Annotated in this window: 23 protein-coding genes; 12 read left to right on the forward strand and 11 right to left on the reverse strand. The window is 46.7% G+C overall.

Translation table 11 applies throughout. The features are described 5' to 3' along the window. Window positions 1–14 precede the first annotated feature (14 nt). From lpxK to WAE59_RS16360, 3 genes are read left to right on the forward strand one after another with little or no spacing between them, the layout of a single operon-like run. A complete protein-coding gene (gene lpxK, locus WAE59_RS16350) occupies window positions 15–1073 on the forward strand; it encodes a tetraacyldisaccharide 4'-kinase (RefSeq protein ID WP_337857041.1) in 1059 nt (352 codons plus the stop codon). Continuing rightward, on the forward strand, window positions 1045–1860 hold the full coding sequence (locus WAE59_RS16355) for a purine-nucleoside phosphorylase (RefSeq protein WP_337857042.1): 816 nt from the start codon (window positions 1045–1047) through the stop codon (window positions 1858–1860). Before lpxK ends, WAE59_RS16355 begins: the two co-directional genes overlap by 29 nt. Continuing rightward, a complete protein-coding gene (locus tag WAE59_RS16360) occupies window positions 1860–3875 on the forward strand; it encodes a putative porin (protein WP_337857043.1) in 2016 nt (671 codons plus the stop codon). The genes WAE59_RS16355 and WAE59_RS16360 overlap by 1 nt, the downstream gene beginning before the upstream one ends. Here WAE59_RS16360 and WAE59_RS16365 read toward each other — a convergent pair. After that, window positions 3872–5053: an asparagine synthetase B gene (locus tag WAE59_RS16365; protein ID WP_443147265.1), complete on the reverse strand. Its 1182-nt coding sequence runs from the start codon at window positions 5051–5053 to the stop codon at window positions 3872–3874. The two genes, WAE59_RS16360 and WAE59_RS16365, sit on opposite strands and share 4 nt — an antisense overlap. A 176-nt stretch (window positions 5054–5229) precedes the next feature. On the opposite strand from WAE59_RS16365, the gene WAE59_RS16370 reads away from it, so the two are divergent. The 3 genes from WAE59_RS16370 (at window position 5230) to WAE59_RS16380 (ending at window position 7401) form a co-directional block, all read left to right on the forward strand. Then, complete coding sequence (locus WAE59_RS16370) at window positions 5230–5667, forward strand: peptidylprolyl isomerase (RefSeq protein ID WP_337857045.1); 438 nt, start codon at window positions 5230–5232, stop codon at window positions 5665–5667. Window position 5668: 1 nt separating this feature from the next. Continuing rightward, window positions 5669–6202 (forward strand): DUF5606 family protein, encoded by a 534-nt coding sequence (locus WAE59_RS16375; RefSeq protein WP_337857046.1) that lies wholly within the window; start codon window positions 5669–5671, stop codon window positions 6200–6202. Window positions 6203–6606: 404 nt separating this feature from the next. Next, complete coding sequence (locus tag WAE59_RS16380) at window positions 6607–7401, forward strand: SDR family NAD(P)-dependent oxidoreductase (RefSeq protein ID WP_337857047.1); 795 nt, start codon at window positions 6607–6609, stop codon at window positions 7399–7401. Window positions 7402–7539: 138 nt separating this feature from the next. On the opposite strand, the gene WAE59_RS16385 is transcribed toward WAE59_RS16380, so the two are convergent. Both WAE59_RS16385 and WAE59_RS16390 read right to left on the reverse strand, forming a co-directional pair. After that, the gene (locus WAE59_RS16385; protein WP_337857048.1) at window positions 7540–8055 is read right to left on the reverse strand and encodes an Rpn family recombination-promoting nuclease/putative transposase; all 516 of its coding nucleotides are present in this window, start codon (window positions 8053–8055) and stop codon (window positions 7540–7542) included. Window positions 8056–8113: 58 nt separating this feature from the next. Next, window positions 8114–8305, reverse strand: a complete 192-nt coding sequence (locus WAE59_RS16390; protein WP_337857049.1) for a PD-(D/E)XK nuclease family transposase — start codon at window positions 8303–8305, stop codon at window positions 8114–8116. Between the two features lie 118 nt (window positions 8306–8423). Here WAE59_RS16390 and WAE59_RS16395 point away from each other — a divergent pair, with 118 nt between their 5' ends. Further along, window positions 8424–8636, forward strand: coding sequence for a hypothetical protein (locus WAE59_RS16395; RefSeq protein WP_337857050.1), 213 nt, complete (start codon window positions 8424–8426; stop codon window positions 8634–8636). Window positions 8637–8783: 147 nt separating this feature from the next. Here WAE59_RS16395 and WAE59_RS16400 read toward each other — a convergent pair whose 3' ends face one another. Then, on the reverse strand, window positions 8784–8978 hold the full coding sequence (locus WAE59_RS16400) for a hypothetical protein (RefSeq protein ID WP_337857051.1): 195 nt from the start codon (window positions 8976–8978) through the stop codon (window positions 8784–8786). A gap of 162 nt (window positions 8979–9140) precedes the next feature. After that, entirely contained in the window at window positions 9141–9437 is a 297-nt protein-coding gene (locus WAE59_RS16405; protein ID WP_337857052.1) for a GIY-YIG nuclease family protein, read from the reverse strand. A 237-nt stretch (window positions 9438–9674) separates the two neighbouring features. Here WAE59_RS16405 and WAE59_RS16410 point away from each other — a divergent pair, with 237 nt between their 5' ends. From WAE59_RS16410 to WAE59_RS16430, 5 genes are all read left to right on the forward strand, one after another. After that, the gene (locus tag WAE59_RS16410) at window positions 9675–10274 is read left to right on the forward strand and encodes an RNA polymerase sigma factor (protein ID WP_337857053.1); all 600 of its coding nucleotides are present in this window, start codon (window positions 9675–9677) and stop codon (window positions 10272–10274) included. 89 nt (window positions 10275–10363) lie between these two features. Next, window positions 10364–11575 carry a FecR family protein gene (locus WAE59_RS16415; RefSeq protein ID WP_337857054.1) on the forward strand — a complete coding sequence of 404 codons (1212 nt, stop codon included), beginning with the start codon at window positions 10364–10366 and terminating at the stop codon, window positions 11573–11575. A gap of 386 nt (window positions 11576–11961) precedes the next feature. After that, window positions 11962–12366 carry a hypothetical protein gene (locus WAE59_RS16420; RefSeq protein ID WP_337857055.1) on the forward strand — a complete coding sequence of 135 codons (405 nt, stop codon included), beginning with the start codon at window positions 11962–11964 and terminating at the stop codon, window positions 12364–12366. Further along, complete coding sequence (locus WAE59_RS16425; protein ID WP_337857056.1) at window positions 12285–12857, forward strand: peptidoglycan-binding protein; 573 nt, start codon at window positions 12285–12287, stop codon at window positions 12855–12857. The genes WAE59_RS16420 and WAE59_RS16425 overlap by 82 nt, the downstream gene beginning before the upstream one ends. Before the next feature lie 127 nt (window positions 12858–12984). After that, on the forward strand, window positions 12985–13650 hold the full coding sequence (locus WAE59_RS16430; RefSeq protein ID WP_337857057.1) for a DUF6266 family protein: 666 nt from the start codon (window positions 12985–12987) through the stop codon (window positions 13648–13650). A gap of 61 nt (window positions 13651–13711) precedes the next feature. Here the strand turns inward: WAE59_RS16430 and WAE59_RS25885 are convergent, their stop codons facing one another. The 6 genes from WAE59_RS25885 to WAE59_RS16455 form a co-directional block, all read right to left on the reverse strand. Next, a complete protein-coding gene (locus WAE59_RS25885) occupies window positions 13712–13870 on the reverse strand; it encodes a DUF4143 domain-containing protein (RefSeq protein WP_443147266.1) in 159 nt (52 codons plus the stop codon). 152 nt (window positions 13871–14022) lie between these two features. Beyond that, window positions 14023–15651: a sodium:solute symporter family transporter gene (locus WAE59_RS16435; RefSeq protein ID WP_337857058.1), complete on the reverse strand. Its 1629-nt coding sequence runs from the start codon at window positions 15649–15651 to the stop codon at window positions 14023–14025. Between the two features lie 7 nt (window positions 15652–15658). After that, entirely contained in the window at window positions 15659–17869 is a 2211-nt protein-coding gene (locus tag WAE59_RS16440; RefSeq protein ID WP_337857059.1) for an alpha-N-acetylglucosaminidase, read from the reverse strand. 4 nt (window positions 17870–17873) lie between these two features. After that, complete coding sequence (locus tag WAE59_RS16445) at window positions 17874–19064, reverse strand: acyltransferase family protein (RefSeq protein WP_337857060.1); 1191 nt, start codon at window positions 19062–19064, stop codon at window positions 17874–17876. Between the two features lie 111 nt (window positions 19065–19175). Continuing rightward, entirely contained in the window at window positions 19176–20774 is a 1599-nt protein-coding gene (locus tag WAE59_RS16450; protein ID WP_337857061.1) for a RagB/SusD family nutrient uptake outer membrane protein, read from the reverse strand. 11 nt (window positions 20775–20785) lie between these two features. Further along, the gene (locus WAE59_RS16455; RefSeq protein ID WP_337857062.1) at window positions 20786–23827 is read right to left on the reverse strand and encodes a SusC/RagA family TonB-linked outer membrane protein; all 3042 of its coding nucleotides are present in this window, start codon (window positions 23825–23827) and stop codon (window positions 20786–20788) included. Window positions 23828–23830: the final 3 nt, after the last annotated feature.

The following is a 23830-nucleotide window of genomic DNA, read 5'->3' on the forward strand; positions in this document are numbered from 1 at the left end:
TTTTGAAACCAAATATGATTAAAAACCTGCGTTTGGTCCTGCTGCCTTTTTCCATCCTTTACGGACTGGTACTCCTGATCAGGAATAAGCTGTACGACACAGGTGTATTGAAGTCTGTGGCCTTTGACCTTCCGGTGATCTGTGTAGGCAACCTTGCGGTGGGAGGCTCGGGTAAAACTCCTGTTACAGAATATCTTGTGCGTTTGCTGGAAGGGCGGAAGATTGCCATTCTCAGCCGCGGATACGGCAGGAAGACCCGTGGGTTTATTCTGGCCGACCAAAGGGCCACTGCTGCCCGGATAGGGGACGAACCTTTGCAGTATTACCATAAATTTCCAGAAGTCACCGTTGCGGTATGTGAAGACCGGGTAAAAGGGATCAATCAACTGAAAGATACGCACGACCTGATCATCCTGGACGATGCCTTCCAGCACCGGGCCGTAAGGCCGGGATTCAGCATTTTGCTGTTCGAATACCAGAAATTGCTCCGGCCCCAGTTCCTCTTGCCGGCTGGTAACCTCAGGGAATATTTTGCCGCCTACAAACGTGCAGATCTGTTGCTCATGACCAAGGTGCCCCAGGCACTTTCTTCAGAAGCACAGGCGGTTTGTCGTGCAAAGTTCAAAAGCGCCGGTTCCGCCACCTTCTTTTCCGGCCTTGCTTATCAGGAACTGCAGCATTTATTTAAGGACGAAAAACTGGAACTGAACAGCCTTAACGCCGACACCCGGCTGTACCTCATCACCGGAATTGCCAATCCAGCACCCTTGTTCGATCATTTGAAGCAGCGGGTAAAAACCATCAGGCACTATGATTTTCCGGACCATTACGACTTCAGTCCGAAGGACCTGCAGCGCGTCCTTACCGACTATAAAAATGATCCTTCAGAAAGAAAGCTCATCATCACAACAGAAAAGGATGCACAGCGTTTACTAGATGATGCATTAAAAGCATTACTTTTGGATTTACCTGTGTTTTATCTGCCCATAAAAATTGCATTGCATGCCGCAGATCAGCACTCATTTGACTCAAAGATTTTAGACTATGTTTCAAGCACTACACGAAACCGTTGAATATATCAAACGTAAAACCAGTAATTTCCAACCGGAGATCGGCATTGTGCTGGGCACCGGACTGGGCGGACTGGTGAAGGACATCGAGGTTGAATTTCAGCTCATGTACTCCAATATTCCCAACTTCCCGATCTCTACACTGGAATTTCATTCCGGTAAACTCATCTTTGGCAAGCTGCAGGGCAAGAATGTAGTGGCCATGCAGGGCCGCCTGCACTACTACGAAGGTTACAGTATGCAGCAGATCACCTTCCCGATCCGCACCATGAAAGCCCTGGGGATTGCCCATCTTTTTGTATCGAATGCAGCCGGTTCACTGAACCCCGATTTCAAGAAGGGCGACCTGATGGTCATCAGCGACCACATCAACCTTCAGCCGGAAAGCCCGCTGCGGGGCAGTAATGATTCAGATATGGGACCGCGGTTCCCCGACATGAGCCAGCCCTACAACCGTAAACTGATCCAGCAGGCATTGGAGATCGCAAAATCAGAAAACATCAATTGCCATCAGGGCGTATACATCGCCGTTACCGGACCAAATCTGGAAACCAAAGCAGAATACAAATACCTCCGTATCATCGGGGGAGATGCCGTAGGAATGAGCACCGTACCGGAAGTCATTGTGGCCAACCACATGAGCATCCCTGTTTTCGCCATCTCCGTACTTACGGATGAAGGTTTCCCTGAAGTGCTGGAGCCCGTAAGCCTGGAGGAGATCCTGGAAACTGCAAAAGCAGCAGAACCCAAAATGACAAAAATACTGAGCCAGTTAATATCTACCATCTAATGTACAGACACCTCGCCTTCTTTATTTTTAGCTTACTGATCCTCTGTGCCAGCAGCTCCTCCGCGCAGGACCTGAAGACTACCGTGAAGCAAAATAAGGAAATGGACTCATTGCGGAAAGAAGAGGAAGAAGGAAAGGATTCTATCATTTTCACCTCCAGGTTTATCCGCTACACGACTTTAAAACTGACGAAGGACAGCATCCAGACCATGCCGCTGGATACTACGCTGGAAGGTTTCCATAATTTCAACATCCTGGTACAGCCCCGCCGCCCTACACAGGGACTGGGAAATCTTGGTCTGCCGGCCCTGCCTTTGTTGTTCGAACCGGTGAAGACCATTGGCTTCGAAGCGGGTTTCCATACGCTGGAGCAATATGCCATGACGCAGGACGACGTCAGGTATTACCAGGCACGTACGCCCTTCACCAGCCTATACTATGTGAGTGCAGGAGAGGCCGAACAGGTGCTCAAGATCATTCACTCTCAAAACATCAAAAAGAACCTGAACGTAGGGGCCAATTTCAACAGGATCGGTGCCAATGGTTATTATGCGAGGCAAAGGGGAGACGACCTCAACGGTGCCCTGTTTACCTGGTACGAATCTCCCGGGAAGCGGTACAACCTCTGGGCAAGTGCAGTTTTCAATACCATGAAGGCCTATGAGAACGGCTCTATTGTAAATGACAGCATTTTCACGGCGCAAACAGCGAGCATCAATAAAATGTCGGAGGCCGTGCGCCTGAGCAATTCCAGGCGTATCTACCGGCAGAATTCAGTGATGCTCAAGCAAACCTATTTTGTGGGCCGTATAGACAGTCTGGACCAGGAGATCACCAAGAAAATCCTGCCGACAAACCGGGTCACCTATACTTTTAAGTACAATACCAATTCCTATGCCTTCCAGAAGGACCAGTTACTGGCAAATGAAAAACTTTTCCCGGTTGGCCGTGGAGATGCCTCTTATACCAACGACAGTACACATTACAGCCAGGTACAGAATGAGTTCATCTATAGCTTTTTCCTCAGGGCGAAGTCCAGTTCGCTGATCAAAAATGAGCTGAAACTGGATGCGGGGATCCGCCATGATTTTTACAACTACAACCAGGTGTCGCTTTATAAGAACAGGCAGAAGTTTTACGACTATTCTTCCAGCTTTCAGAACATCACCCTCCTGGGGACTGCGGGATACCGTTTCTCCAACAGGATCGATCTGAATGTAGACCTGCAGCAGATTTTCCAGGGCAGGAATACCGGCGACTTTCTTTACGAAGCCAAAAGTAATGTCCTCTTGAGCAAGTCAGTGGGCAGGATCGTATTGGGTGCCTATTTCCAGAATAAATCGCCAGAGGAAGTTTTCTCCAGGTACGTGGGCAACCATTATGAGTGGAGGGGAGATGCTTTGAATGCTGGCTTCGACCGGACAAAAACCATCAATGCCTCTTTCAGCTACCTCAACGACAAGCTGGGGCTTGATGCGACTGCAAAATATTTTCTGACCGATAAGTACCTGTATTTTGAACAGGCAGATTCCAATTCCATCCGCCCGGCACAGTTGGGCAGCACGGTCAACCTGCTGCAGCTTTCTTTGGGTAAGCGCTTCAGGTTTGGCAAGTTTACCCTGGACAGTTACCTTGTTTACCAGAAAACTGACAATGCCAATATCCTGCGTACACCAGAGTTCTATACTTTCAACAGTTTCTATCTCGACCAGACCTTTTTCAAAGTGCTCAAAACCAATGTTGGTTTCGACATCCGTTACAATACACCTTATTATGCCTATTCGTATTCTGTGCCTGCCGGACAGTTTTATGTCGATGAAGCCAAAAGGCGTTATGCCGGTGAACCGGTCGTGGATGTTTGGGTGAAGGCAAGTCTGCGCAGGGCCAATGTTTTCGTCAAATGTGACTATGTCAACCAGGGCCTGTTTTCAGGAGGGTATTACACGGTAAACCATTATCCGATGCCAGACCGTTTGTTGTTTAAGTTTGGCGTGAGCTGGAATTTCTACGATTAAGTCTTCTGCGGTTTCTTTTTAGCGGCCGGAAACAATACATTGTTCAGGATCAGGCGGTAGCCTGGTGAATTGGGATGCAGGTTGAGGTCTGTCGGCGGATCACCTACAGCATGCTGATAATCTTCAGGATCATGTCCGCCATAGAAAGTAAACTGGCCTTTGCCGATTTCACCGTTCAGGTACCTGACTTCTTCTGCCCCTTTGTTTTCTCCAAGTACAGTTACGCTGGGTTTCACGAGGCGCTTTCTAAAGGCTGTGGTCTGGCCCATAAAGCCTTTGATCACCTTGTCGTGGTTTTGTGTCAGCATGGTCGGCACCAGGTCCCATTTGGCAGAAAAGTCAAAGAGGGTAAAAAAATCATTGCTTTGCGACAGTGCGCGTGTCTGGGTCACATCAATATCGGAAAACTCATAATTGGCCGGATTCACATCCAGTCTGAAATCTTTAAAGGCAAAGGTGCGGGCAAAATTGAGCTTAGCCTGGGCCTGCGGATCGGCCGCATCCCCGTCAAACATGCTTTCGCAGATATCCACCCCTTCAGCGCTCAATGCGATGTCAAAACTATCCGTACCCGAGCACATGGCAAAGAGAAAACCACCCCCCGCACAGAATTCACTGATGCGTTTGGCCACTGCGAGCTTCATCTGAGATACTTTGCTAAAGCCGTTTCTTTTGGCAGTAGCTTCCTGGTTCTTCACATCCTCCCGGTACCAGGTCGCATTCCGAAAGGAGCTCCAAAAGCGGCCATACTGACCCGTAAAATCTTCGTGATGCAGGTGGAGCCAGTCGTAGCCCGAAAGTTTATCCTTCAGTACATCGTCGTCATACACCACCTCGTAAGGGATTTCTGCGTAGGTCAGCACCATGGTCACTGCATCGTCCCAGGGCAGTTTGCTCTTGGGTGAGTAGACCGCTATCTTCGGTGCTTTCTCCAGCTTCACCATTTCCATATTTACCTGCGGGTCGCTGATCTCATTGAGGATGGCCGTTACTTTGCCATCGGCAAGTACCTGGTAAGAAACACCCCTGGTCTTGCATTCATCTTCTATGCCTTTGTTGTACCCGATCAGGAAACTGCCGCCCCTGTAGTTGAGGAGCCAGCTCACATCAGCATTTTGTTTGATGCCCCAATAGGCAATGCCATAGGCCTTCAGGTGGTTTTTCTGGTCTTCATCCATGAAGATCAGTATGGAAGAAGCCTTTACTGCCAGTGTGAAGACCAATAAAAAACAGAGCAGAATGGATCTTTTTAGCATCATAGTTCGCATATTGGGTGTTTACGAATGTAAGAAAAAGGGCGCATATTGCATATGATTACAAATTTAGCTAAGTTTGGCATTTACTAAAATATCACATGAGCAAAGCAATAATCAAAACAGATAAAGGCGACATGACTGTTCAGTTTTACGATCAGGATGCCCCAAATACAGTTGCTAACTTTAAAAAATTAGCTAACGAAGGTTTTTATAATGGTGTTACCTTTCACCGCGTGATCCCTAATTTCGTCATTCAGGGCGGAGATCCTACCGGAACAGGCGCAGGTGGCCCGGGTTATAAAATCGATTGTGAGCTGACAGGAGAAAACCAATACCATGACCGTGGTGTATTGTCTATGGCACATGCCGGCCGCAACACTGGTGGATCGCAGTTCTTCATCTGCCACAGCAGGGACAATACTGCGCATTTGGACAGAAACCACACTGTGTTTGGTAAAGTAGTAGAAAATGTTGACGTAGTAGACAGCATCAGACAAGGAGACAAAATTACAAGTATAGAAGTAATCGAAGATTAATATGAACTTAAGAGGAATCGTAGCTGTATCCGGAAGGCCAGGACTGTTTAAATTAGTTGGACAGAATAAAGGCGGATATGTTTTGGAGAGCCTGGATGCTCAGAAAGTTAAAATTGTAGCAAACATCACTACAACCAAACTGGCTTCATTGGAAGACATCACCATTTATGGAGAAGATGACGACCTGAAACTGGTAGACGTAATGGCGAATATTGCTGCTTCAGGCAATGTTCCGGATGCGAAAGCAGATGGACAGGTACTCAGGAAATTTTTCCTTGAGGTAGCTCCTGCACATGATCAGGAAAAGGTATATGCTTCTGATATGAAAAAGATCGTAAGCTGGTACCATTTGTTGAAAGACCTTCCTTTATTTACAGAAACGGCACCTGATGCCATTGCCCAGGATGCACCTAAAGTAGAGGACAAGGTAGAGAAAAAGCCAAAAGCGACACCGAAACCGGCAAATGCGAAGGCAACCAGCAAAGCTACTGCCCCAGCTAAAAAAGCAAGCATGACGAGTAAGAAAGGCGTATAATTTAAAAATACGATTGCAAATAACATAAGGAAAGCCCTGGCATTTTGCCGGGGCTTTTTTGTTTACAAAGCGCAATTTTTTACATAGGAGTAGATTTACAATGAAAAATACAGGGACAGTCAAGGCTGGGTTAAGGTCTGCGGCATAGCTGAATGATAGCTGCGATAGGTTTGGTATATGCCGGGATAAAACAAACATCAGTCAAACATAACGGAGATATAGGGCAGATACCTTTCAGATGCGGGCGCATCCCTAATTCCCGTTTATTGTATATCGTTCTGTTTATTCGTCATTTTCTGAAATAGCGCAGGAAGATGTCCTGAATTCAGATTAAAATGTTGTTTTTCAGTTGTTTGGTGATGTGGCACTAAATTGGCGATACCATCAGATTAAACTCACATATTATGGACTTACAGTTAAATAACAAAAAAGCGTTAATAACCGGTTCTACCGCCGGGATAGGCTATGCCATCGCACTCCAGTTGGCAAAGGAAGGTGCAGAGGTCGTGTTAAATGGGCGCACGCAGCAGCGGGTAGATCAAGCGGTAGCACAGATCAAAGCAGACAGTGGAAATGATCAGATAAGTGGCATCGTTGCTGATTTTAGCGATGCCGAATCCATTAAAAATCTGATCGGCGAGCTGCCTGAGGTAGACATCTTGATCAATAATGTAGCCATTTTTGAACCCAAAGCTTTTGCGGACATCACTGACGAAGACTGGCTGCGCTTTTATGAGATCAATGTGCTGAGCGGCATCCGTTTGTCCAGGGCATACTTTGGTAAAATGCTGGCGAATGGCTGGGGCAGGATCATTTTTATCTCCAGCGAGTCTGCTATACAGATCCCTGAAGAAATGATACATTACGGGATGACCAAAACTGCACAGCTCGCAGTAGCGCGTGGCCTTGCTGAACTTACCAGGGGTTCTGCGGTCACTGTAAACTCTGTGCTTCCGGGGCCAACATTATCAGAGGGTGTTGGTGGGTTTATAGAAAATCTGGCCAAAGATCAAAGCAAAACCACTACAGAGGTAGAGGCAGACTTCTTTAAAACGATTCGTCCAACTTCCATCATTCAGCGTTTCCTTAGTACAGATGAAGTGGCAAATATGGTTACTTATCTGGCGAGTCCCCTGGCCTCAGCTACGAACGGTGCCGCCATCAGGGCTGAGGGAGGTTTATTGAAGGGAGCGGTTTGATGTCTTTCTAAAGCCCAATTTGGAAGGAGCATAAAAAAAGCGGGTGGAATCATTACGATCACACCCGCTTATCTAAATTAACGCTCTCAATATATTATACGCTTATAAAGTTGATATATTGTGAGCGAAGTATTTTTTTTAGAGTTTTTCTATTTCTTCGGCTGAAAGCTCGGTGAACTTTACGATCAGTTCCAATGGCTGACCGTCAGCCTTCATTTTTCGGGCAATTTCTAATTTTCCTTCAATTTTGCCGTCCTGCTTTGCGGTTTCCAAAGCCGAGTAATTGTCCCATTTTTGTTTTACACTTGCATCATATTTCATGCGCTCCTCCTTTGTTAGGTTGCTGTATTCAGCGATGTCAAACATTTTTTTGAATATCGGTTTTCTCAAATAAGCTGGCATCTTGTCCATTTGAGTGATGTATTTCAGGACATGCAGCCACTTGTCGAGATCCGAATCCAGATCTTTTCCTGTCTTTACAAAGTTACGCAATTGGATGTAAGTGTGCCTTAGCTTGTCATAGAAAATTTTCCCGGTATCCGGTCTGTAAAAGCAAACATCAAAAAGGTATTCCTTATCTGAAGGATCGATATCGAAGTCCTCCAATATGGCGATAAGATATACTTCTTTAAGGTCGTAATTCCATTCTTTCATTTTGCCTCTGGGTGCCTGTTCTGTTACAAGCCTGGAACTGTAGTAGATACTTCTCTCTTTAACTTATAGACCCCTCATCTTTGGCGATGCCGTGATGTTCGTTTTTGTTGTATATCAGGTCGACAATATTTTTTCTGCCTCGTAGTACCTGGTTGAGAAAGTCGATAAGGAGGTCTTTATTTGGGTCTGAGCCGAAGATTTTTTTGAATGCGATGTCATTGAGCGGGTCGATGTAACGTTTGATTTCCATAAACAATTGAATTGGTTATGGCGAATAGAGCCAGATTTGGGGAAACTGACTAAATGCAGGTAGAAAAATTTTATTAGACCAGATCAATATAATTATCGCTTCTAAAAATATATATGCATTGGAAACTACATTTGCTTTTGATTCTTCATTAGAAGTAAGCTCTGTAAAAGTATCGGCATTGATAGTTAAAGACCTCAAAAAACTAAAACGCTATATAACTTCAGGCAATCCATATACCACGAAACTCACACCCGATGAGGCATTCCAAATTTCAAGTGTATCAATGGATCAGCAAATAAAAGAAGGTAATTTATCATTTGTTGTTAATTAATCGGGAGACCCCAATCTTGTTGGCATTATACAGGTTGTGCCACCAACAACGCAGTGGTTGTAAAATGTCTCAGAATGTATAAATCCGTTACTATTAGCGTTTTGGTAATAATAAAGTGTACTCCTGTTTTTAGAATTGGTTAGCTTTTTAAAGTTTTTCTATTTCTTCGGCTGAAAGCTCGGTGAACTCCGTGATTTTTTCTATGGAAAAATCTTTAATTTTCATTTTACGGGCAATTTCCAGCGCTTTTCTATGTTCGCCCTCAATTTTTCCGTCCTGCTTTGCGGTTTCCAAAGCCGAGTAATTGTCCCATTTTTGTTTTACACTTGCATTGTAATACATACGTCCTTCCTTTGTTAGGTTGTGTACTTTGTTCCAGAGCAGCAAAATTAATTAAATCTATAAAGTTATCGTCCAGACGTCCATGAAATATTTCGGTTGTTTCCTGGCAAGTCCATCATTGCGAGGTACCCATGAAACAAGTTCAGGGCAGGCTGAGCAATCTCAAATTTCGACACCGTTACTTAAGTCTTTCCATTCCGGATTCATTTGATTAATCATATTGAGCTTGCTTTGTCTGTTTCCTCCCTTAATTCGTTTTTCTTCGTCTATTGCTTCTTGAATCGAGTCAAAGAAATGAAAATATACAAGCTTATTTATCCGATAACGGGAAGTGAAACTTCCAGGATATCGGCTGTTTTGATGGTCAAAGACCCGCTGCCTCAAATCTGAGGTGACACCGACATATATTACTGTATTGTACTTGTTGGTCATTAAGTAGACCCATCCTCCTTTTTCCATTACCATCTAGATGTTGAAATGGAGATTGCTTCGTGCCTCGCAATGACGTTGAATGCGATGTCATTGAGCGGATCGATGTAACGTTTGATTTCCATAAAGAATTGAATTGGTTATGGCGAATAGAGCCAGATTTGGGGAAACTGACTAAATGCAGGTAGAAAAATTTTATTAGACTTGCTAGGCCTATAGGCAGATATTCCATCAGGTTTTTTCTTCTTTTTTTATTATTTTCGTCATATGCGGTCTAAGTACTATAGTTATAGTGATGCTCAGCTTGCTGAATTGACCCTTCAGCAGGACGACTATGCCTATAAAGAACTGTATGAACGTTACTGGCCGCAGTTGTTTTCTTTTGCGCGCAGGCTGCTGAGAGATGAAGAAGATGCGAAGGATGTGATCCAGGAAACGTTCATTAAGCTCCATACAAAATTGAGCAGCATTGAGGTAGAGCAGTCGGTCCGGTCTTATTTGTACCGGAGTGTGCGCAATGCGATCATTGACCGGGCCAAGCATGATAAGATCAAGGGCAACTATATTGAAGGCATCAGACAATATATGGAGGCGGGGTATGAACATGCGGACGCTCAATTGCAGCTGAAAGAATTGAGTGCATTGATAGAAAGTGAGATTGAGAAATTGCCGCCGAAAATGCGTGCTATTTTTGAGCTGAGCCGGAAGCAGTACATGAGCCATAAGGAAATCGCAGAGGAAGTAGGCATTGATGAAAAGACGGTGAAGAAGCAGTTGTCCAATGCGATCATCAGGCTGCGCTCCAGGCTCGGTTGCTTTTTCTGGCTCCAGATCATGAGCCTGGTTCTTTGGATAAACCGAAGTTGAGTTTGTTTTAAAAAAAAATGCTACCGGTCTACTACCATTGCTATAGTTAGTCGTTCTCTCTATAAAATGGCGAAAAATAACATTAGAAAATGACTGAAGCAGAAATCAAAGATTTGGTAGAAAGGTACTCCAGGGCAGCATGTACTGGGGAGGAGGCCGCTATCGTTGAGGGTTGGTTCAATGACTTTGCCAGAAAAACGGTTGATGACAAGCCTGCGCCAGACTTTGAACGGATCGGGCCGGAACTCTGGGCACGGATCAAACCGCAGCCTGCAAGTCGGAAACTTCATGTGGATTTAAAATATATGGTGGCTGTAGCCGCTGCGGTAGCAACCATTGTCTTTGGCGTTTGGTTTTTCAGCCCTTCTCGTCATGGTGATAATGGCCGTCATCCTGAACTTGTTTCAGGATCTGACATAGCCCCAGGAAAGAATGGTGCTACCATCACCCTTTCTACTGGCGAGGTGATCCGGTTGAGCGAAGCGAAGAAAGGTGTAATCATAGACCCTACATCATTAACCTATGATGATGGTAGTGAGATTGCTTCGGAAGCTGCGCAACCTCGCAATGACGGCCGTGACGGGCAATCCCGCAATGACGGCCGTGGCGGGCAATCCCGCAATGACGGCCGTGGCGGCGGGACTGGTTTCAGTCTGAAGACTGAAACCGTAGTGCAAATGACTGCAACTACCACCAAAGGCCAGACCTATGAATTTACCCTTCCCGATGGTACGCACATCTTCCTGAACGCAGATTCAAAAATCACCTTCCCTTCACAATTTTCTGGGAAAGAACGCAAAATTTTGCTTGAAGGCGAGGCTTACTTCGTGGTAAAACACGACGAAAAACAGCCTTTTCGGGTAGCAAGTGTAGGTTTAGATGGTAAGCAACAAATTGTAGAAGATATCGGAACAGAATTCAATATCAATGCGTACCGGGATGAAGCCAGTATAAAGACTACACTGGTGGAAGGTAGTGCGCGGGTGAATGAAACGATGCTCAGCCCCAACCAGCAAGCGACAAACAGGGGAGGTGCCATCAAACTGAGCCAGGTAAATGCGGCAGATGTCGCAGCCTGGAAGAACAACAAGTTTATTTTTGATAACGATGACATCCGGTACATCATGAGGCAAGTGTCCCGGTGGTACAATGTAGAAGTGATCTACAAGGAAGTTCCCAACACAAAATTTGGCGGTACGGTATCACGCTTTGACAACATATCCAGTGTACTGGGTATATTAGAAGCAGCAGGAGGCGTCACTTTCAAGCTCGAAGGAAGGAGGGTGTATGTTGGCCGCTAAATTATCAAACACCAAGAACGCATTTAATCTCCCTATAGATAAAGCAATGAAGAATTATAAACCATTAAGGTGGAGGTTTCGGCAATACTGTCCACCTGATTTCGGAATCCGCTGTCCAGCCATTTCGCTGCAAAATGTCCACTAATTTCAGCCAAAGTATCCACTTGACTGATTTTAAAGGCTTTGAATCATCATTTATATGGGGTCTGCATTCCTGGTCTGCTGAGCAGTTTCAGAAAGCTCAGCGTACTGAAAATAGGGTAAAATCTGGATTCTAAACACAGAGTTATAAAGAATTGAATTGGGGAGGCTACTAACGCTTATCTAAGCGCATTTATCAGGCAGAAATACCTAGCGCCAGGTCCAGGGGATCCAGAAAGCGTTGGGTGAAAATTGACTGGACACTTTGGCCCGAAAAGAGGTGGATACTATCTCCGAAATCTCCAGTATGGCTCTATGATGAGGTTAAAAAAGAGCATGTGCTGATCGTCGTGCTGATGGCAATTCTGATATTTCTATCGGTTTTGCTGCCTGATCCGGAAGAGACGGCGAGCTATTTATTGAAGCAGATGATCCCGCTGGTATTGATCGCTCTGTCGGTATTTATACTGGTGCTGGGGCTGGCCTTTTGGCTGGTACAGCGCTTTTGGGAGGCAATGGGATTGCCGGAATTGGGGGAGATGGTTTTACAGTTTAACGGGATGCGGTTATGGTTACAGTTAGGGTTTTATTTTGCGTGTTTTGCGCTGGTCTTGGCTACTGGGGTTGGGGTTTTAATGGCGGTGTTGTAGGGCATGAGGAACAAGAGATTACTTCCTTGCCTCGCAATGAGGGCACAGGAGAAGAAAGAAGAAGGCAAGGGGCATATGCTGTCGTCCGCGCAGCGCAAAAAGAGATTGGAGTTCAGGAAATTGGCCAGAATACTGGTCCGCGGGTTGATCAGTATGGGGCCTTTGTTGGCATCAAAAGGCTTCCATGGTGTGCTGCTTTCGTTTCTTGGGTATTTCGGGAAGCAGGTTATGCAGCGCCAAGGACAGCATGGAGTCCCTCGCTCTTTCCTGCCAAGAGGAAAGTTAAAGCAGCAGGACGAGGAATGGTAATGGGATTGTATTACCCTTCTCTTGGTCGCATTGGGCATTGTGGGATCGTAATGGGGCTGAGGGGTGATTTTTGTGTCACCGTTGAGGGAAATACGGGAGCAACAGGGCAGCGCGAGGGGCAGGGGGTATGGCGCAAGACGCGGCATAAGCGGACGATCCATTGTTATGCGGATTGGTTGTGACTGGATGCGCAAGTCTGAAGACTTGCGCTAGTGAGATTGCTTCGTGCCTCGCAATGACGGCCGAGGGAACTCGCAATGGCGGCAGTGGCTGCGTTGCAAATAAAAAAATAAATCATAAATAGAAAATATGGGAAAATCAGCGAATGGGATTTTTGGAAATTTCCACGGGAGAATAGGGAACACGGTGTATTATACACGGAAGGGCAAGCAGGTGGCACGGAAGATTGGCATCAACAACAGGCCTCCGAGTTTAAAGCAGCTATATTGCCGGCAAAGGCTGCAAGTGTTGAGCGCTTTTTTTAAGCCAATAAAGGCTTACCTGGAGCTGGGCTTTGGCCAATCGGTGCGGGGTACGGAGATGTCGCCTTACAATGCTGCGGTGAAATATAACCTAAATAACGCAACGCAGGGGGAGTACCCCAATGTGAGGATGGATTATGAAAAGGTAGTGCTGAGCAGAGGTTCCCTAAGCCCGGCTCTAAATGCTTCGGTTTTGAAAGAAGCAGAGGGACTGAGGTTCAGTTGGGACCCAGGGTTTATCCACTACCAGAACAGGTACGATTCGGCCATGCTGCTCCTTTATTTTCCTGAACAGGAACAGGCCATTTGTTTGCTCAATGAAGCGCAGCGACAGACCGGGACAGCATTTGTTCCCCTTGCAGCACAGCAACTGAACAGGGAGGTACATCTATACATCGCTTTTGCCGGGCAGGGCAATCAGGCCGTCAGCGACAGTGTGTATGTCGGGGCTTTTAATTTATGGAACGATTCTGTTTTGCAGGAAATCAGCTAAGCCAATTACTTCTACATTTCCTTTGATGGTGTAATGGTCAGACCCGGAATAAATGAGGAACTTATTCTGTTTGTGCCGCTGTCCTGTAATAGCTATACTGCCATTTACTCGAGAGTTGACTGATGATATTTTCTATTACAAATCCTTCCCAACTGGCTCCAAGTGCCGGATGGCCGAGTAAATCTTCAAAATCTGAGATGTTTAACAGTTTGTGTAGAATATGCGATTTAACATTTCAAAATATGATTCTTCAGCTAGATCATAAATAGGTGAAAAGTATGTAATTTGAAAGTTCAACTTTCAGATTGCAAGAAAAATGGCCAAAAAGTATGTAATCTGAAAGTTGAACTTTCAAATTACATACTTTTTGGATTACCAGAAGACGGTATAGAGTGCGGTAAGAATCCCCATGATTAGAATGGAGCCCAGGGCAAAACCGGTACTGATCCTGAACATGGAAGTGTCTACTACAATGTCCTGATCGGAAGCGAGCTTTTGCGGTTTGCTCAAACTGATGACCACCATCAGGATTACAATGACCACGAAATCTATCGCCATGCGGTCCAGGAATGGATAATCCGGGAATGCGCCGTTAGTCCATACGGGAAGGAACTTCAGGACTGTGGAAAGCGGTATGGTGACCAGTGCTCCGGTCATGGCTGCAGCTGCGGTGGTGCGTTTCCAATAGAAACCCAGTAGGAAAATGGCCAGCACGCCGGGCGAGATGAAACCCACATATTCCTGGATGAATTGGTAGGCCTGGTCCAGCGAACGCAGGGACGGAGTTACAATGGCCGCTATGACCATGGAGATGACTACTGCCCAGCGGCCTACCCTGACCAGCTTACGGTCTGAGGCATCCTTATTGAAATATTTTTTATAAATGTCCAGCGAGAAGATGGTGGAGATGCTATTCGCTTTACCCGCCAAGGAAGCCACAATGGCTGCGGTCAGCGCGGCGAAAGCGATACCTTTCAGGCCAGGCGGCAGCAGGTTCATCAGCGTAGGATAGGCATGGTCAGGTTTGATGACACCTGCTTCGGACATTTCTGCCTGGAACAGTCCTTTATTGTGCAATACATACATCACAATGCCTGGCAATACCGCAATGACGGGAACCAATAGTTTTAAAAAGGCCGCAAATAGGATCCCTTTACGTGCTGTATTCAGGTCTGCGCCCAAGGCCCGCTGTACAATATACTGGTTGCAGCCCCAATAAGCGAGGTTGTTGATGAGCATACCGCCTATGATCACTGAAAATCCAGGGAGCTCTTTGTAATATTTGTTGGAGGAATCGAAGATCATGTGGAAATGCTCAGGGGCTTCGTTCCGCAGCACCGAGAGTCCCTTGAAGATGTCTTTCCCAAAGCCATACTCCTGGGACAGTAATGAAAGGGCCAGGTAAGTGGTGATGAGGCCACCGAAAATGAGGACGAGCACCTGTACAACATCGGTATACCCAATGACTTTCATGCCACCCAGCGTCACGACCATGGAGAAGATGCTGAGCCCTACAATGCACCATTCGAAACTGAGTGAGGAAATGGAGGAAATGGCCAGGGCCCCAAGGTAAATGATGGAAGTGAGGTTTACGAAGACATATACCAGCAGCCAGAATACGGCCATGATGGTGCTGACTTTGTCGTTGTACCGCTTGGACAGGAACTGCGGCATGGTGAAGATCCTATTTTTCAGGTAGACGGGAATGATGAATACCGCGACCAGGATGAGGGTAGCTGCGGACATCCATTCATAGGAAGCAATGGCCAGCCCAAGGGCGAAACCGGAGCCCGACATGCCGATGAAGTGCTCGGCAGAGATATTGGAGGCAATGAGTGAGGCACCAATGGCCCACCAGGTCAGTGAGCCCTCGGCAAGGAAAAAATCCTTGGAACTCATGTCACTGGATTTCTTTTTGTGGTAGATGTAATAGCCGTATGAAGATATGGCTATGAAATACACAAAAAATACAATGTAGTCTGCGGTTTGTAGGTGGTTCATATCGGTTTTAGTTTCCAATCATCTGTTTACGGTATTTTTTATGCATTTCGATGGCAGTTTTTACCGGGTCGCCCGAAGGATTTACGAAATAGTCCTTGCGCTGGTTTACCCATTTCCATTCCCATTCCCGGATCTCTTTATCGAAAGCCTTAAGGTCTACCGTTGTTCCGGCACCAAGTGCCTGTGTCGCCTTCGCGAAGAACTGCTGCCAGCGGGGTTTATAAAAATCGTTGAGCAGTCCGCTCCATTGCCGGCAGGCGTATTCGTGCAGAGGGTTATTCGCATCGCCCCATAAGGTGATGAGGTCTTTGGCGTTCATCTCGTACAGTTGTTTTTCTTCGTTGTTTTCGCCCCATTTTCTGGCATCGGCTACCCAGGGACCCAGTAAGAAATCTTTTCTGGTGGCCAGGAGCTTGTCCATGTCTTCGATGAGGGCAATGAACTTTGTGGATTCTGCTTTGAATGTGGCCAGGTCTTTCTGGCGGTAGGCTGCTACAAAACGTCTTTGTAGGGGAAGTGCATAATTGGCCAAAACCTGCCTGCTGAGGTCTACAAGATCGTACTGGTAACCGTCGCTGCTTTTGCTGCTTGCTGCAGCGAGGATCAGTTCGTCCCAGGCCGGGAGCAAATCCTGCATGTGGTAATTGAGTTTGGTATTCGTCCAGCGTGTAACCGAGTCCAGGGTAGGCCTGGCCTGTACAATGGATTCGGCACCGTCACGGATGTATTTGTCGGCGGGCACCTGGTAAACGGTCTTTCTCAAAATGTCCCAGGCTTTCAGGGCATGCACATCTTTGTTGCCGTAGCGGTTCCGGACGAAGTCTGGTAGCCATTGGTCCAGTTCTATGGCGGTATTGCGCCAGATGTTGGCGGTCATGAGTTCGTACATCACCGGGTTTTGCTCTATGCCTTCCATCGTGAGGCCAATGCCTTTCAGGTTGCCGCTTTTGGGGTCATTTAGGGCTTCGGCAGGGGCTTTTGCCACGACGTCCATACGGCCGAAGAGGTTGGTATTGCCCCCGAAATTGTGCAGCATGTTCCAGATCCAGGGCTTGCCATAGAAGGCGGAAGTGCGTTTCCAGACCGGCTCTATCTCTGTAGCCAGGTCCAGTAAGATCATTTTGTCGTTGGGCACCGCTTTCAATAGGGCCTCCGTTTGTGCTTCTTTCCAAAACTTGCGGTCACTGTAAAACAGCCAGCCCTGCATGACCCAGATGGCATCCGGATCGGCTTGTTTCATCCCATCATATACCCTGGCGCTGAGTCGGCCCAGGAACTCCGGATCGTCCGATGGAGGTTCATTTTCATTGAAGGTATCTGCAGAATACAGGTGATCGGTACCCAGCATTTCAGTTTGTTTGATGAGGAATCGCTTACCGATCTCCGCAAACATAGGGTCTTCGGCATCGAGGATATAGGTATCGGCAAAGCCGTTGTTCCAGTTGGTGGCCTTCAGTTTGGCATTGGGGAATTTTTTGGCAAATGAGGCCGGTACGTGCCCGGTGAATGCTGGAAGTACGGGTTTCATGCCGAGTGCACGCTGGCGACCGAGGATTTTTTTCTGCAGTTCGAAATGGCTTTTCATCCAGGATACTGGCAGGGGACCGCCCCAGCTGTCCATATTGCCCATCCAAAACCAGCCAAAATAGGCTGGCCCGGTAAAGAAACCTTTCAGGTCTTCATCGCTGAAGCCCATTTCTTTGTACAAGAGGTACCATGTGTATTCTTCTCCGGTGATGGCCAGCGGCATGTTCAGGCCATGCAGGGCCATCCAGTCAATTTCTTTTTCCCAGCGCTGCCAGTCCCACCAGCTCATGCTGTAGTTGAATGTGCAGTAGTTGAGGTAATAGCGGTATTCGTAGGGGGTAACTTTCCTTACTTTGGCAGGAACTACAGGTAGCACTTTGGGCAGGTTGAGGTTGGTGCCGTTCCAGGTCACCTGGCAATGGGCATACTCGGTCAGGTAGTGGTACAGCGCGGATGCAATGGACACCCCGTTGCTGCCCCTGAGCACGATCTTGCCTCCTTTGCTTTCGACTTCAAAGACATCTTTGCCATTTTCAGGAGCAATGCTTTCCGTTGTAAAGGAGCTGCGGTGCTGTGGTACGGTTCTGGTAATTAATGCCTCAGAAGATTCGAGGCCGGACTGGGCCTTTATGGGGTTCAGTGCAAAAAAGCAGAGGGCAAGGGCTAGATAGAAGCTAGGTTTGATTGTCATTCGTCTATATTTTTAAAAACCATTTTTTATTGTAGAGTACTTGTAAGAGCTTCAGTTGCAGGACCAGCACGGCAGTCCAGAGCAGCGCCGGTTGCCAATCGGCCGGTACTTGCCGGATGAGTCCGCCAAAAATGAACTGGGCCGTCGATTCAAAATTGACCAGTCCATGTGCAGCCATATAGATCAGAATGGAATTGGTACCGATCCATAGGAAGGGCTTCGTCCATTTCTGAAATCCGGAAAGGTCAATAATATAATAAAATAAGCTAAAAAGCAAGATGCTCCATCCGCCTGCAAAGAGGACGAAAGAACTTGTCCACATGCTCTTGTTGATGGGAAAGAAGCTATTCCAGGCGAGTCCGGCAGCCAAAAGGAGGAGTCCGGAGAGGGCCATGAGCCATGCTTTTTTCTTTGGAGGGTAGGCAGGAGCATCCCATTTGAGCAGTTGGCCGGTAAAGATACCCAGCATTGCTGAACAGACCGCAGGTATGGTACTGAGCAGTCCTTCGGGATCGTAGAATTTACGGTGCAGTTTGCCTGGCAGGAAGAGCTGATCGATATAGGCAGAAAGGTTGCCTTCTGGTGTGAGCATGCCCGCACCATGCCCGGGAACGGGAATGAGCAGCATGGCCGCGCAATAGCCCAGCAGTATGGCGCTGAACCAGATCAGCTGTGCGCGGAAGGAAAAGTTAAGGTAAATGACTGCAGCAAAAAAAGTAGCCAGGGCAATGCGGCCCAGCACACTGGCGAAACGGGTTTGTTCGTAACCCTGCCATTGGAAAAGGCCATTGACCACCATACCCAGAAGGATCAGGATCAGCGTTCTTTTGATGAGGGCCCGGTACAATTTCTTTTTCGCTGAGGTTTTGTCAGCGGAATTTGTTTCCTGGAAATACTTATGGTAAGAGAAAGGCATGGATACACCCGATATGAAAATGAACAATGGAAAGATCATATCGTAGAAGCTGAACCCATTCCATGGGCTGTGGTGCAGCTGGTTGCTGATGCCGATCAGCAGGCGTTCCAATCCGGACAGGCTTTGGTCTGTTGCAATGGTCCAGTCGGTAGGGTTGCGGACGAGCCGGTGTTTATTCATGATGGCATTGGCCAGGCCATGAAAAATGCCTTCTCCGCTGATGATCCAGAACATGTCGAAACCACGCAGGGCATCTAAAGAAAGGAGTCTCCTGTTCATAGCGGTTTTGTATCTTGTATATTTGGTTGTTGAAAAGGTATTCCAATATGAAGAAAATTCCCCGGAATCATGTGCTTCCGGGGAATTTGTTCTGAATGTTTCTGTCGGTGCCTATTGGTAGCCGTCGTTTTGTGTCAGTTTTGGGTTCAGTACCCTTGCACTGGCTGGTATCGGCATCAAACGTCTTCTTACGTCGTTGTTTGTTTTAAAGCCCCAAGCCGCTTCGTATTTTCCAAAACGGATCATGTCATTTCTATGCCAGCACTCCCATGCAAATTCCCTGCAGCGTTCTTTATAGATATCCTCCAAAGTAACGCTGGTCCAGGCCGCTGTGGTTGTACGTACCGCCCTTAACTGGTTCACTAAGCCTAAAGCAGTTTGTCCATTGGTAGGGGTAGCGCCGCGCAATATGGCTTCTGCTTTCATCAATAAGATGTCGGAATACCTAAACATTGGAAAATCATTGTTTTGGTTCCTGTTGGAAGAGGTACTGTCGCAATAGAATTTATTGTTGCGGTAACCCATGTTCCAGGCGATTTCATCATTACCTGCATCAAAAGGTCTGCTTGCATCACGTAAGGTGACGTTTGGTGTGATGTCTACCTGATAAGTGATTGGCGTAGCACCATCTGCTCCGGTATAGAACTGGTCGTATCCTTTTTTAGTGGTTGCTACGTTGACAGGCGCTCCGGAATGCAGGAATTGCAAACCTTTGATCCATTGTGCATTTCGCTTGTCATTGGCATCATTGAAATTGGCATAGAATACAGGTAGTGTACTCATTGGTGCACTTGGTGTATGTTTTAAGCTGAATTTTGCTTGTAAAGAACGTGGTAAGGAATACCTGGCAAAGAACAGATAGCCATTGGAAAAGCCCGGATCGAACGGTAAAGCGAAGATAAACTCTTTAATCTGGGGTCCATTGTCTATGAAAAACATCTTTTTATAGTCTGATTCCAGTGCAAAGGGGCTGCCTGTTGCGGTAATAATGGCATCGCATTGTGCTACGGCATCGTTGTAACGTTGTGTGCCTGTGTATACTTCTGCATTCAGGTACATTTTGGCCAATATTGCGTTTGCAGTGTATTTGGTAGGACGGCCATATGTAGCTGCGCCTACTACTGAGCTCAGGTTGGGCAGCACTTCCTTAAGTTCAGCCTCGATAAAGTTAAAGACCTGCAGTCTGGATTTTGTTTCAGGAGGTGTGACATCGCCGAAGGTGGTCACGATTGGAATATTGCCCCAGAGGTCCATCATCATGAAAAAGGCGAGTGCACGGGTAGCTCTTACTTCCGCTAAAGCCGTAGTTTTAGCGGCGGATTCCGGCGCGTCTTTTAGCAAGTATAAACTTTGGTTGGCTTTACTGATTGTACTGGAAAGCCATCCCCAGCCACTGCTCACATGCCCGTTGTCCGGGTCCCAGGTATGTTTATGGTGTTGCTCGTACCTTCCGCCATCATACCAGTTGCCTCCCCTTGCAGGCATGATCGACTCATCGGTACTGAGTGACTGCAGGAAGAAATAGTCTGTGGTAATTCCCTGGCGCAGTTGCACGTACACTTGTCCGGTCAACTGTATGAAATGTTGATCTGTTTGTGGGAATGTTTCAGGAGTAAGCTGTGTCTTTACTTCTAAATCCAGTTTGTGACAGGATGTCAAAGTCGCCATCGATAAAATCGCTCCCGCAGCTATGTTGATAAGATTTTTCATCTTCGTACTGATTAATTAAATGATACATTCAAACCGAACAGGAATGTCCTGGTTTTTGGGTAAAAGTTATTGGTATCTACACCGGGTGCGATACCGCCCTGATTGATCTCCGGGTCAATACCTTTGTATCCGGTAATGACGAATAAGTTATTCGCTGTCGTATACAGACGTAATGAGCGAACTCCCGGAATCAGGTTTTTCTTGAAAGTATAGCCCAGGGTCGCATTGTCCAAACGCAGGTAACTGCCGTTTTCCAGGAAACGGGAAGAGTATTTATAAGAGTTGAAATCGGCAGTGGATTCATTCTCTACTTCTACAGGTATGTTGGTGAACTGAGCAGTATTGGGGCGGAAAAGGTCTGCCCGGGTTACGTTCATGATCTTGTTGCCCAGAACTGCCCTCATAAATACGCTGAGGTCGAAGTTCTTGTAACTCACATTGTTTGTCCAGCCAATTAAAGCCTTAGGCTGGGCGCTACCCAGTACATAATAGTCCGTTTTATTGAGTAAGCCTTGTGTTTTGATATTTCCCGCAGCATCATAATATTGAGAAACCCCGTTTGCGTCTTTACCGGCATATTTGAAAGTAAAGAAGGTTCCTATCGGCTGTCCGGGAGATAGGATCTGCAATGTTGCACCGCTTTGTCCGGCACCATCAGGTTGCACTACAAGTCTGTCATCGATCTTGAACTCGCTGTCGGAAAGTGTAAGTACTTTGTTGACGTTATGCGCCAGGTTAATTCCTGTAGTCCAGCTGAAATTGGCAGTGCTGACCGGTGTGCCATTCAGCACAATTTCCACACCTTTATTGCTGAGTTTGCCGACATTGGCGGTTAGCTGTCCTGAAGGATAAAGGTTTTGATCGACGTCAAAAGCAATGATCAGGTCGGTTGTTTTCTTATTGTACCAATCCAATGAACCACCCAGTCGTCCTTTTAGTATGCTGAAGTCCATACCTACGTTTGTGGTGGCTGTTTTTTCCCAACGCAGGTTGGGGTTTTCATTTTGAATTGCGCCGTACGCACCTTCTCTGGGAGCTCCGTTGTAATAAAACTGTCCTACTGCCCCGTAGATGAGTTTTGTAGTTAGTGGCGCAAATCCCAATGAGTTACCCGCGATACCATAACTTCCGCGCAGTTTTAATGTACTGATCAGACTTTGATTTTTCAGGAAATTTTCCTGGTCAATGTTCCAGCCTGCACCTACAGATGGGAAGTAACCCCATTTTTGGTTGTTGCCGAAGACGTTTGAGCCATCTCTACGAATAGATCCCTGTAACAGGTATTTATTTTTGTAGTTATAGTTTACCCTTGCAAAATCAGAAATCAACAATATTTCCTGGTACAGGTATTCCGGACCGTAGTTTACCCGGAAATCTGAAATTGCATAAGGATTTCCAAGACTTAAATTGTTGTAACTAACGTCGTTTATAGGGAAGTTGGTAGATGAGGTCTGTAAGCCATCATTGTTTAATGACTGCTGGTAAGAATATCCAACTACCGCATTGATGTCGTGGTCACCAAACTTCCTGTTCCAGGTCAGATAAGTCTCGATGATCTTATTGGTATTTTGGTAAGCATTCCTTAAGGCCAGCCCATTTGCACCTACCAATGAAACAAAGGATGGGTTTGCGGGAGGGTCAGGTGTATTTCTCACGTTATTGTACCTGGAGGTGTAAATGCTGTTGTAGAAAGCTCCATAGACCGTTTGGGTGTTCTGGTAAGATGCAGCAACATCATAAGTAAAGCCAAAAGGCAGTTTAAGGTTCGCCGTAAAGGTTCCCAGTATGTTTTTTGTTTTCAGGTTCTCTGTAGCATTCTCCAACATCGAAACCGGATTGTAGTAGCTCGTCTGGATCAGGTTGTCGAAATAAGAACCATCAGGGTTTTTAACCGGTGATGTAGGCAAATAGGTGAGCATCTGGGAAAGTACCGTGTTGCGGTAGGGTACCAGATCGGCATCACTGATGGAGTTGCTCAGGTTCAATCCGAGTTTTAATTTATCGTTGAGAGCTTTTTGCTCCAGACCTATACGACCGATGAATCGGTCCAGTTCGCTGGTCCTTACGATACCTTGTTGCTTGAAATAGTTTAAGCTCGCATTGTAGGTGGTTTTTTCGCTACCACCGCTTAATGAGATGTTGTGGTTGTAAGATATCGCATTTTTCCGCTGCACTTCATTTTGCCAGTCTGTGTTTGCACCCTGATCATTTGCCGGTGTGAGTGCCGAGTTGTTTTTGGCAAGGAAAGCTTTGAGCTGGTTGGCATCCATCATCTCATACTGGTTAGATACATTCTCCACACCAAAATAGGTGCTGTATGCCAACTGAGTAGCGCCGGCTGAACCGCGTTTGGTGGTGACCATGATCACGCCGTTCGCAGCCCTGTTGCCATAGATTGCTGCTGCAGCAGCATCTTTCAATACATCAATAGAAGCGATGTCGTCTGGTGCCAGTAGCGAAATGTCTGCGCCGGGTACGCCGTCTATCACGAATAAAGGCGATTGTGCACCTTCACGCAGGGTAGAAGCACCACGCATGACGATGGCCGCGTTCCTGTTCGGATCGCCACTGCGGCTGATGTTCAGGCCCGGTACTTTACCTTGAAGCATCTGGCCTACGTCACTAATGGCGCCTTTGTTCAGGTCATCACCTTTCACACTGGAAATGGAACTGACCAGGGCCTTTTTAGTGCTTTTACCGTAACCTACCACGACTACGTCGGAGAGGCTGGTACTGGATGTGCTCAGGCTTACATTATAAGTTGCGGCATCAGTAACGGTTACTTCTTTTGGATCGAAGCCCAATGAACTGATGACCAGGATATCTCCTTTTTTTGCAGTGATACTGAAAGTACCATCAGGTCCCGTAGGTGCAGCTTTTTTAGTCCCTTTTACGGCAACAGAGGCACCCGGAAGTGCCAGGTTTTGCTCGTCTAATACCTTTCCACTGATCTTTTTCTCGGTTTGTGCCATGGCTATGTTAGATAGCAGGCAGCTCATTAAGAGTAGCATACACACGAAGCTACGCTGTAACAGTGCATAATTAAATCTCATAAT

Origin of the sequence: Pedobacter sp. GR22-6 (assembly GCF_037402555.1) — a bacterium.
GTDB lineage: Bacteria > Bacteroidota > Bacteroidia > Sphingobacteriales > Sphingobacteriaceae > Pedobacter.

Excerpts from the sequence above, each read along its gene's own strand:
- lpxK (WP_337857041.1), top strand. The coding sequence starts at position 15 with ATGATTAAAAACCTGCGTTTGGTCCTGCTGCCTTTTTCCATCCTTTAC.
- WAE59_RS16355 (WP_337857042.1), top strand. The coding sequence starts at position 1,045 with ATGTTTCAAGCACTACACGAAACCGTTGAATATATCAAACGTAAAACC.
- WAE59_RS16360 (WP_337857043.1), top strand. The coding sequence starts at position 1,860 with ATGTACAGACACCTCGCCTTCTTTATTTTTAGCTTACTGATCCTCTGT.
- WAE59_RS16365 (WP_443147265.1), bottom strand. The coding sequence starts at position 5,053 with ATGGATGAAGACCAGAAAAACCACCTGAAGGCCTATGGCATTGCCTAT.
- WAE59_RS16370 (WP_337857045.1), top strand. The coding sequence starts at position 5,230 with ATGAGCAAAGCAATAATCAAAACAGATAAAGGCGACATGACTGTTCAG.
- WAE59_RS16375 (WP_337857046.1), top strand. The coding sequence starts at position 5,669 with ATGAACTTAAGAGGAATCGTAGCTGTATCCGGAAGGCCAGGACTGTTT.
- WAE59_RS16380 (WP_337857047.1), top strand. The coding sequence starts at position 6,607 with ATGGACTTACAGTTAAATAACAAAAAAGCGTTAATAACCGGTTCTACC.
- WAE59_RS16385 (WP_337857048.1), bottom strand. The coding sequence starts at position 8,055 with ATGAAAGAATGGAATTACGACCTTAAAGAAGTATATCTTATCGCCATA.
- WAE59_RS16390 (WP_337857049.1), bottom strand. The coding sequence starts at position 8,305 with ATGGAAATCAAACGTTACATCGACCCGCTCAATGACATCGCATTCAAA.
- WAE59_RS16400 (WP_337857051.1), bottom strand. The coding sequence starts at position 8,978 with ATGTATTACAATGCAAGTGTAAAACAAAAATGGGACAATTACTCGGCT.
- WAE59_RS16405 (WP_337857052.1), bottom strand. The coding sequence starts at position 9,437 with ATGGAAAAAGGAGGATGGGTCTACTTAATGACCAACAAGTACAATACA.
- WAE59_RS16410 (WP_337857053.1), top strand. The coding sequence starts at position 9,675 with ATGCGGTCTAAGTACTATAGTTATAGTGATGCTCAGCTTGCTGAATTG.
- WAE59_RS16415 (WP_337857054.1), top strand. The coding sequence starts at position 10,364 with ATGACTGAAGCAGAAATCAAAGATTTGGTAGAAAGGTACTCCAGGGCA.
- WAE59_RS16425 (WP_337857056.1), top strand. The coding sequence starts at position 12,285 with ATGGTTACAGTTAGGGTTTTATTTTGCGTGTTTTGCGCTGGTCTTGGC.
- WAE59_RS16430 (WP_337857057.1), top strand. The coding sequence starts at position 12,985 with ATGGGAAAATCAGCGAATGGGATTTTTGGAAATTTCCACGGGAGAATA.
- WAE59_RS16435 (WP_337857058.1), bottom strand. The coding sequence starts at position 15,651 with ATGAACCACCTACAAACCGCAGACTACATTGTATTTTTTGTGTATTTC.
- WAE59_RS16440 (WP_337857059.1), bottom strand. The coding sequence starts at position 17,869 with ATGACAATCAAACCTAGCTTCTATCTAGCCCTTGCCCTCTGCTTTTTT.
- WAE59_RS16445 (WP_337857060.1), bottom strand. The coding sequence starts at position 19,064 with ATGAACAGGAGACTCCTTTCTTTAGATGCCCTGCGTGGTTTCGACATG.
- WAE59_RS16450 (WP_337857061.1), bottom strand. The coding sequence starts at position 20,774 with ATGAAAAATCTTATCAACATAGCTGCGGGAGCGATTTTATCGATGGCG.
- WAE59_RS16455 (WP_337857062.1), bottom strand. The coding sequence starts at position 23,827 with ATGAGATTTAATTATGCACTGTTACAGCGTAGCTTCGTGTGTATGCTA.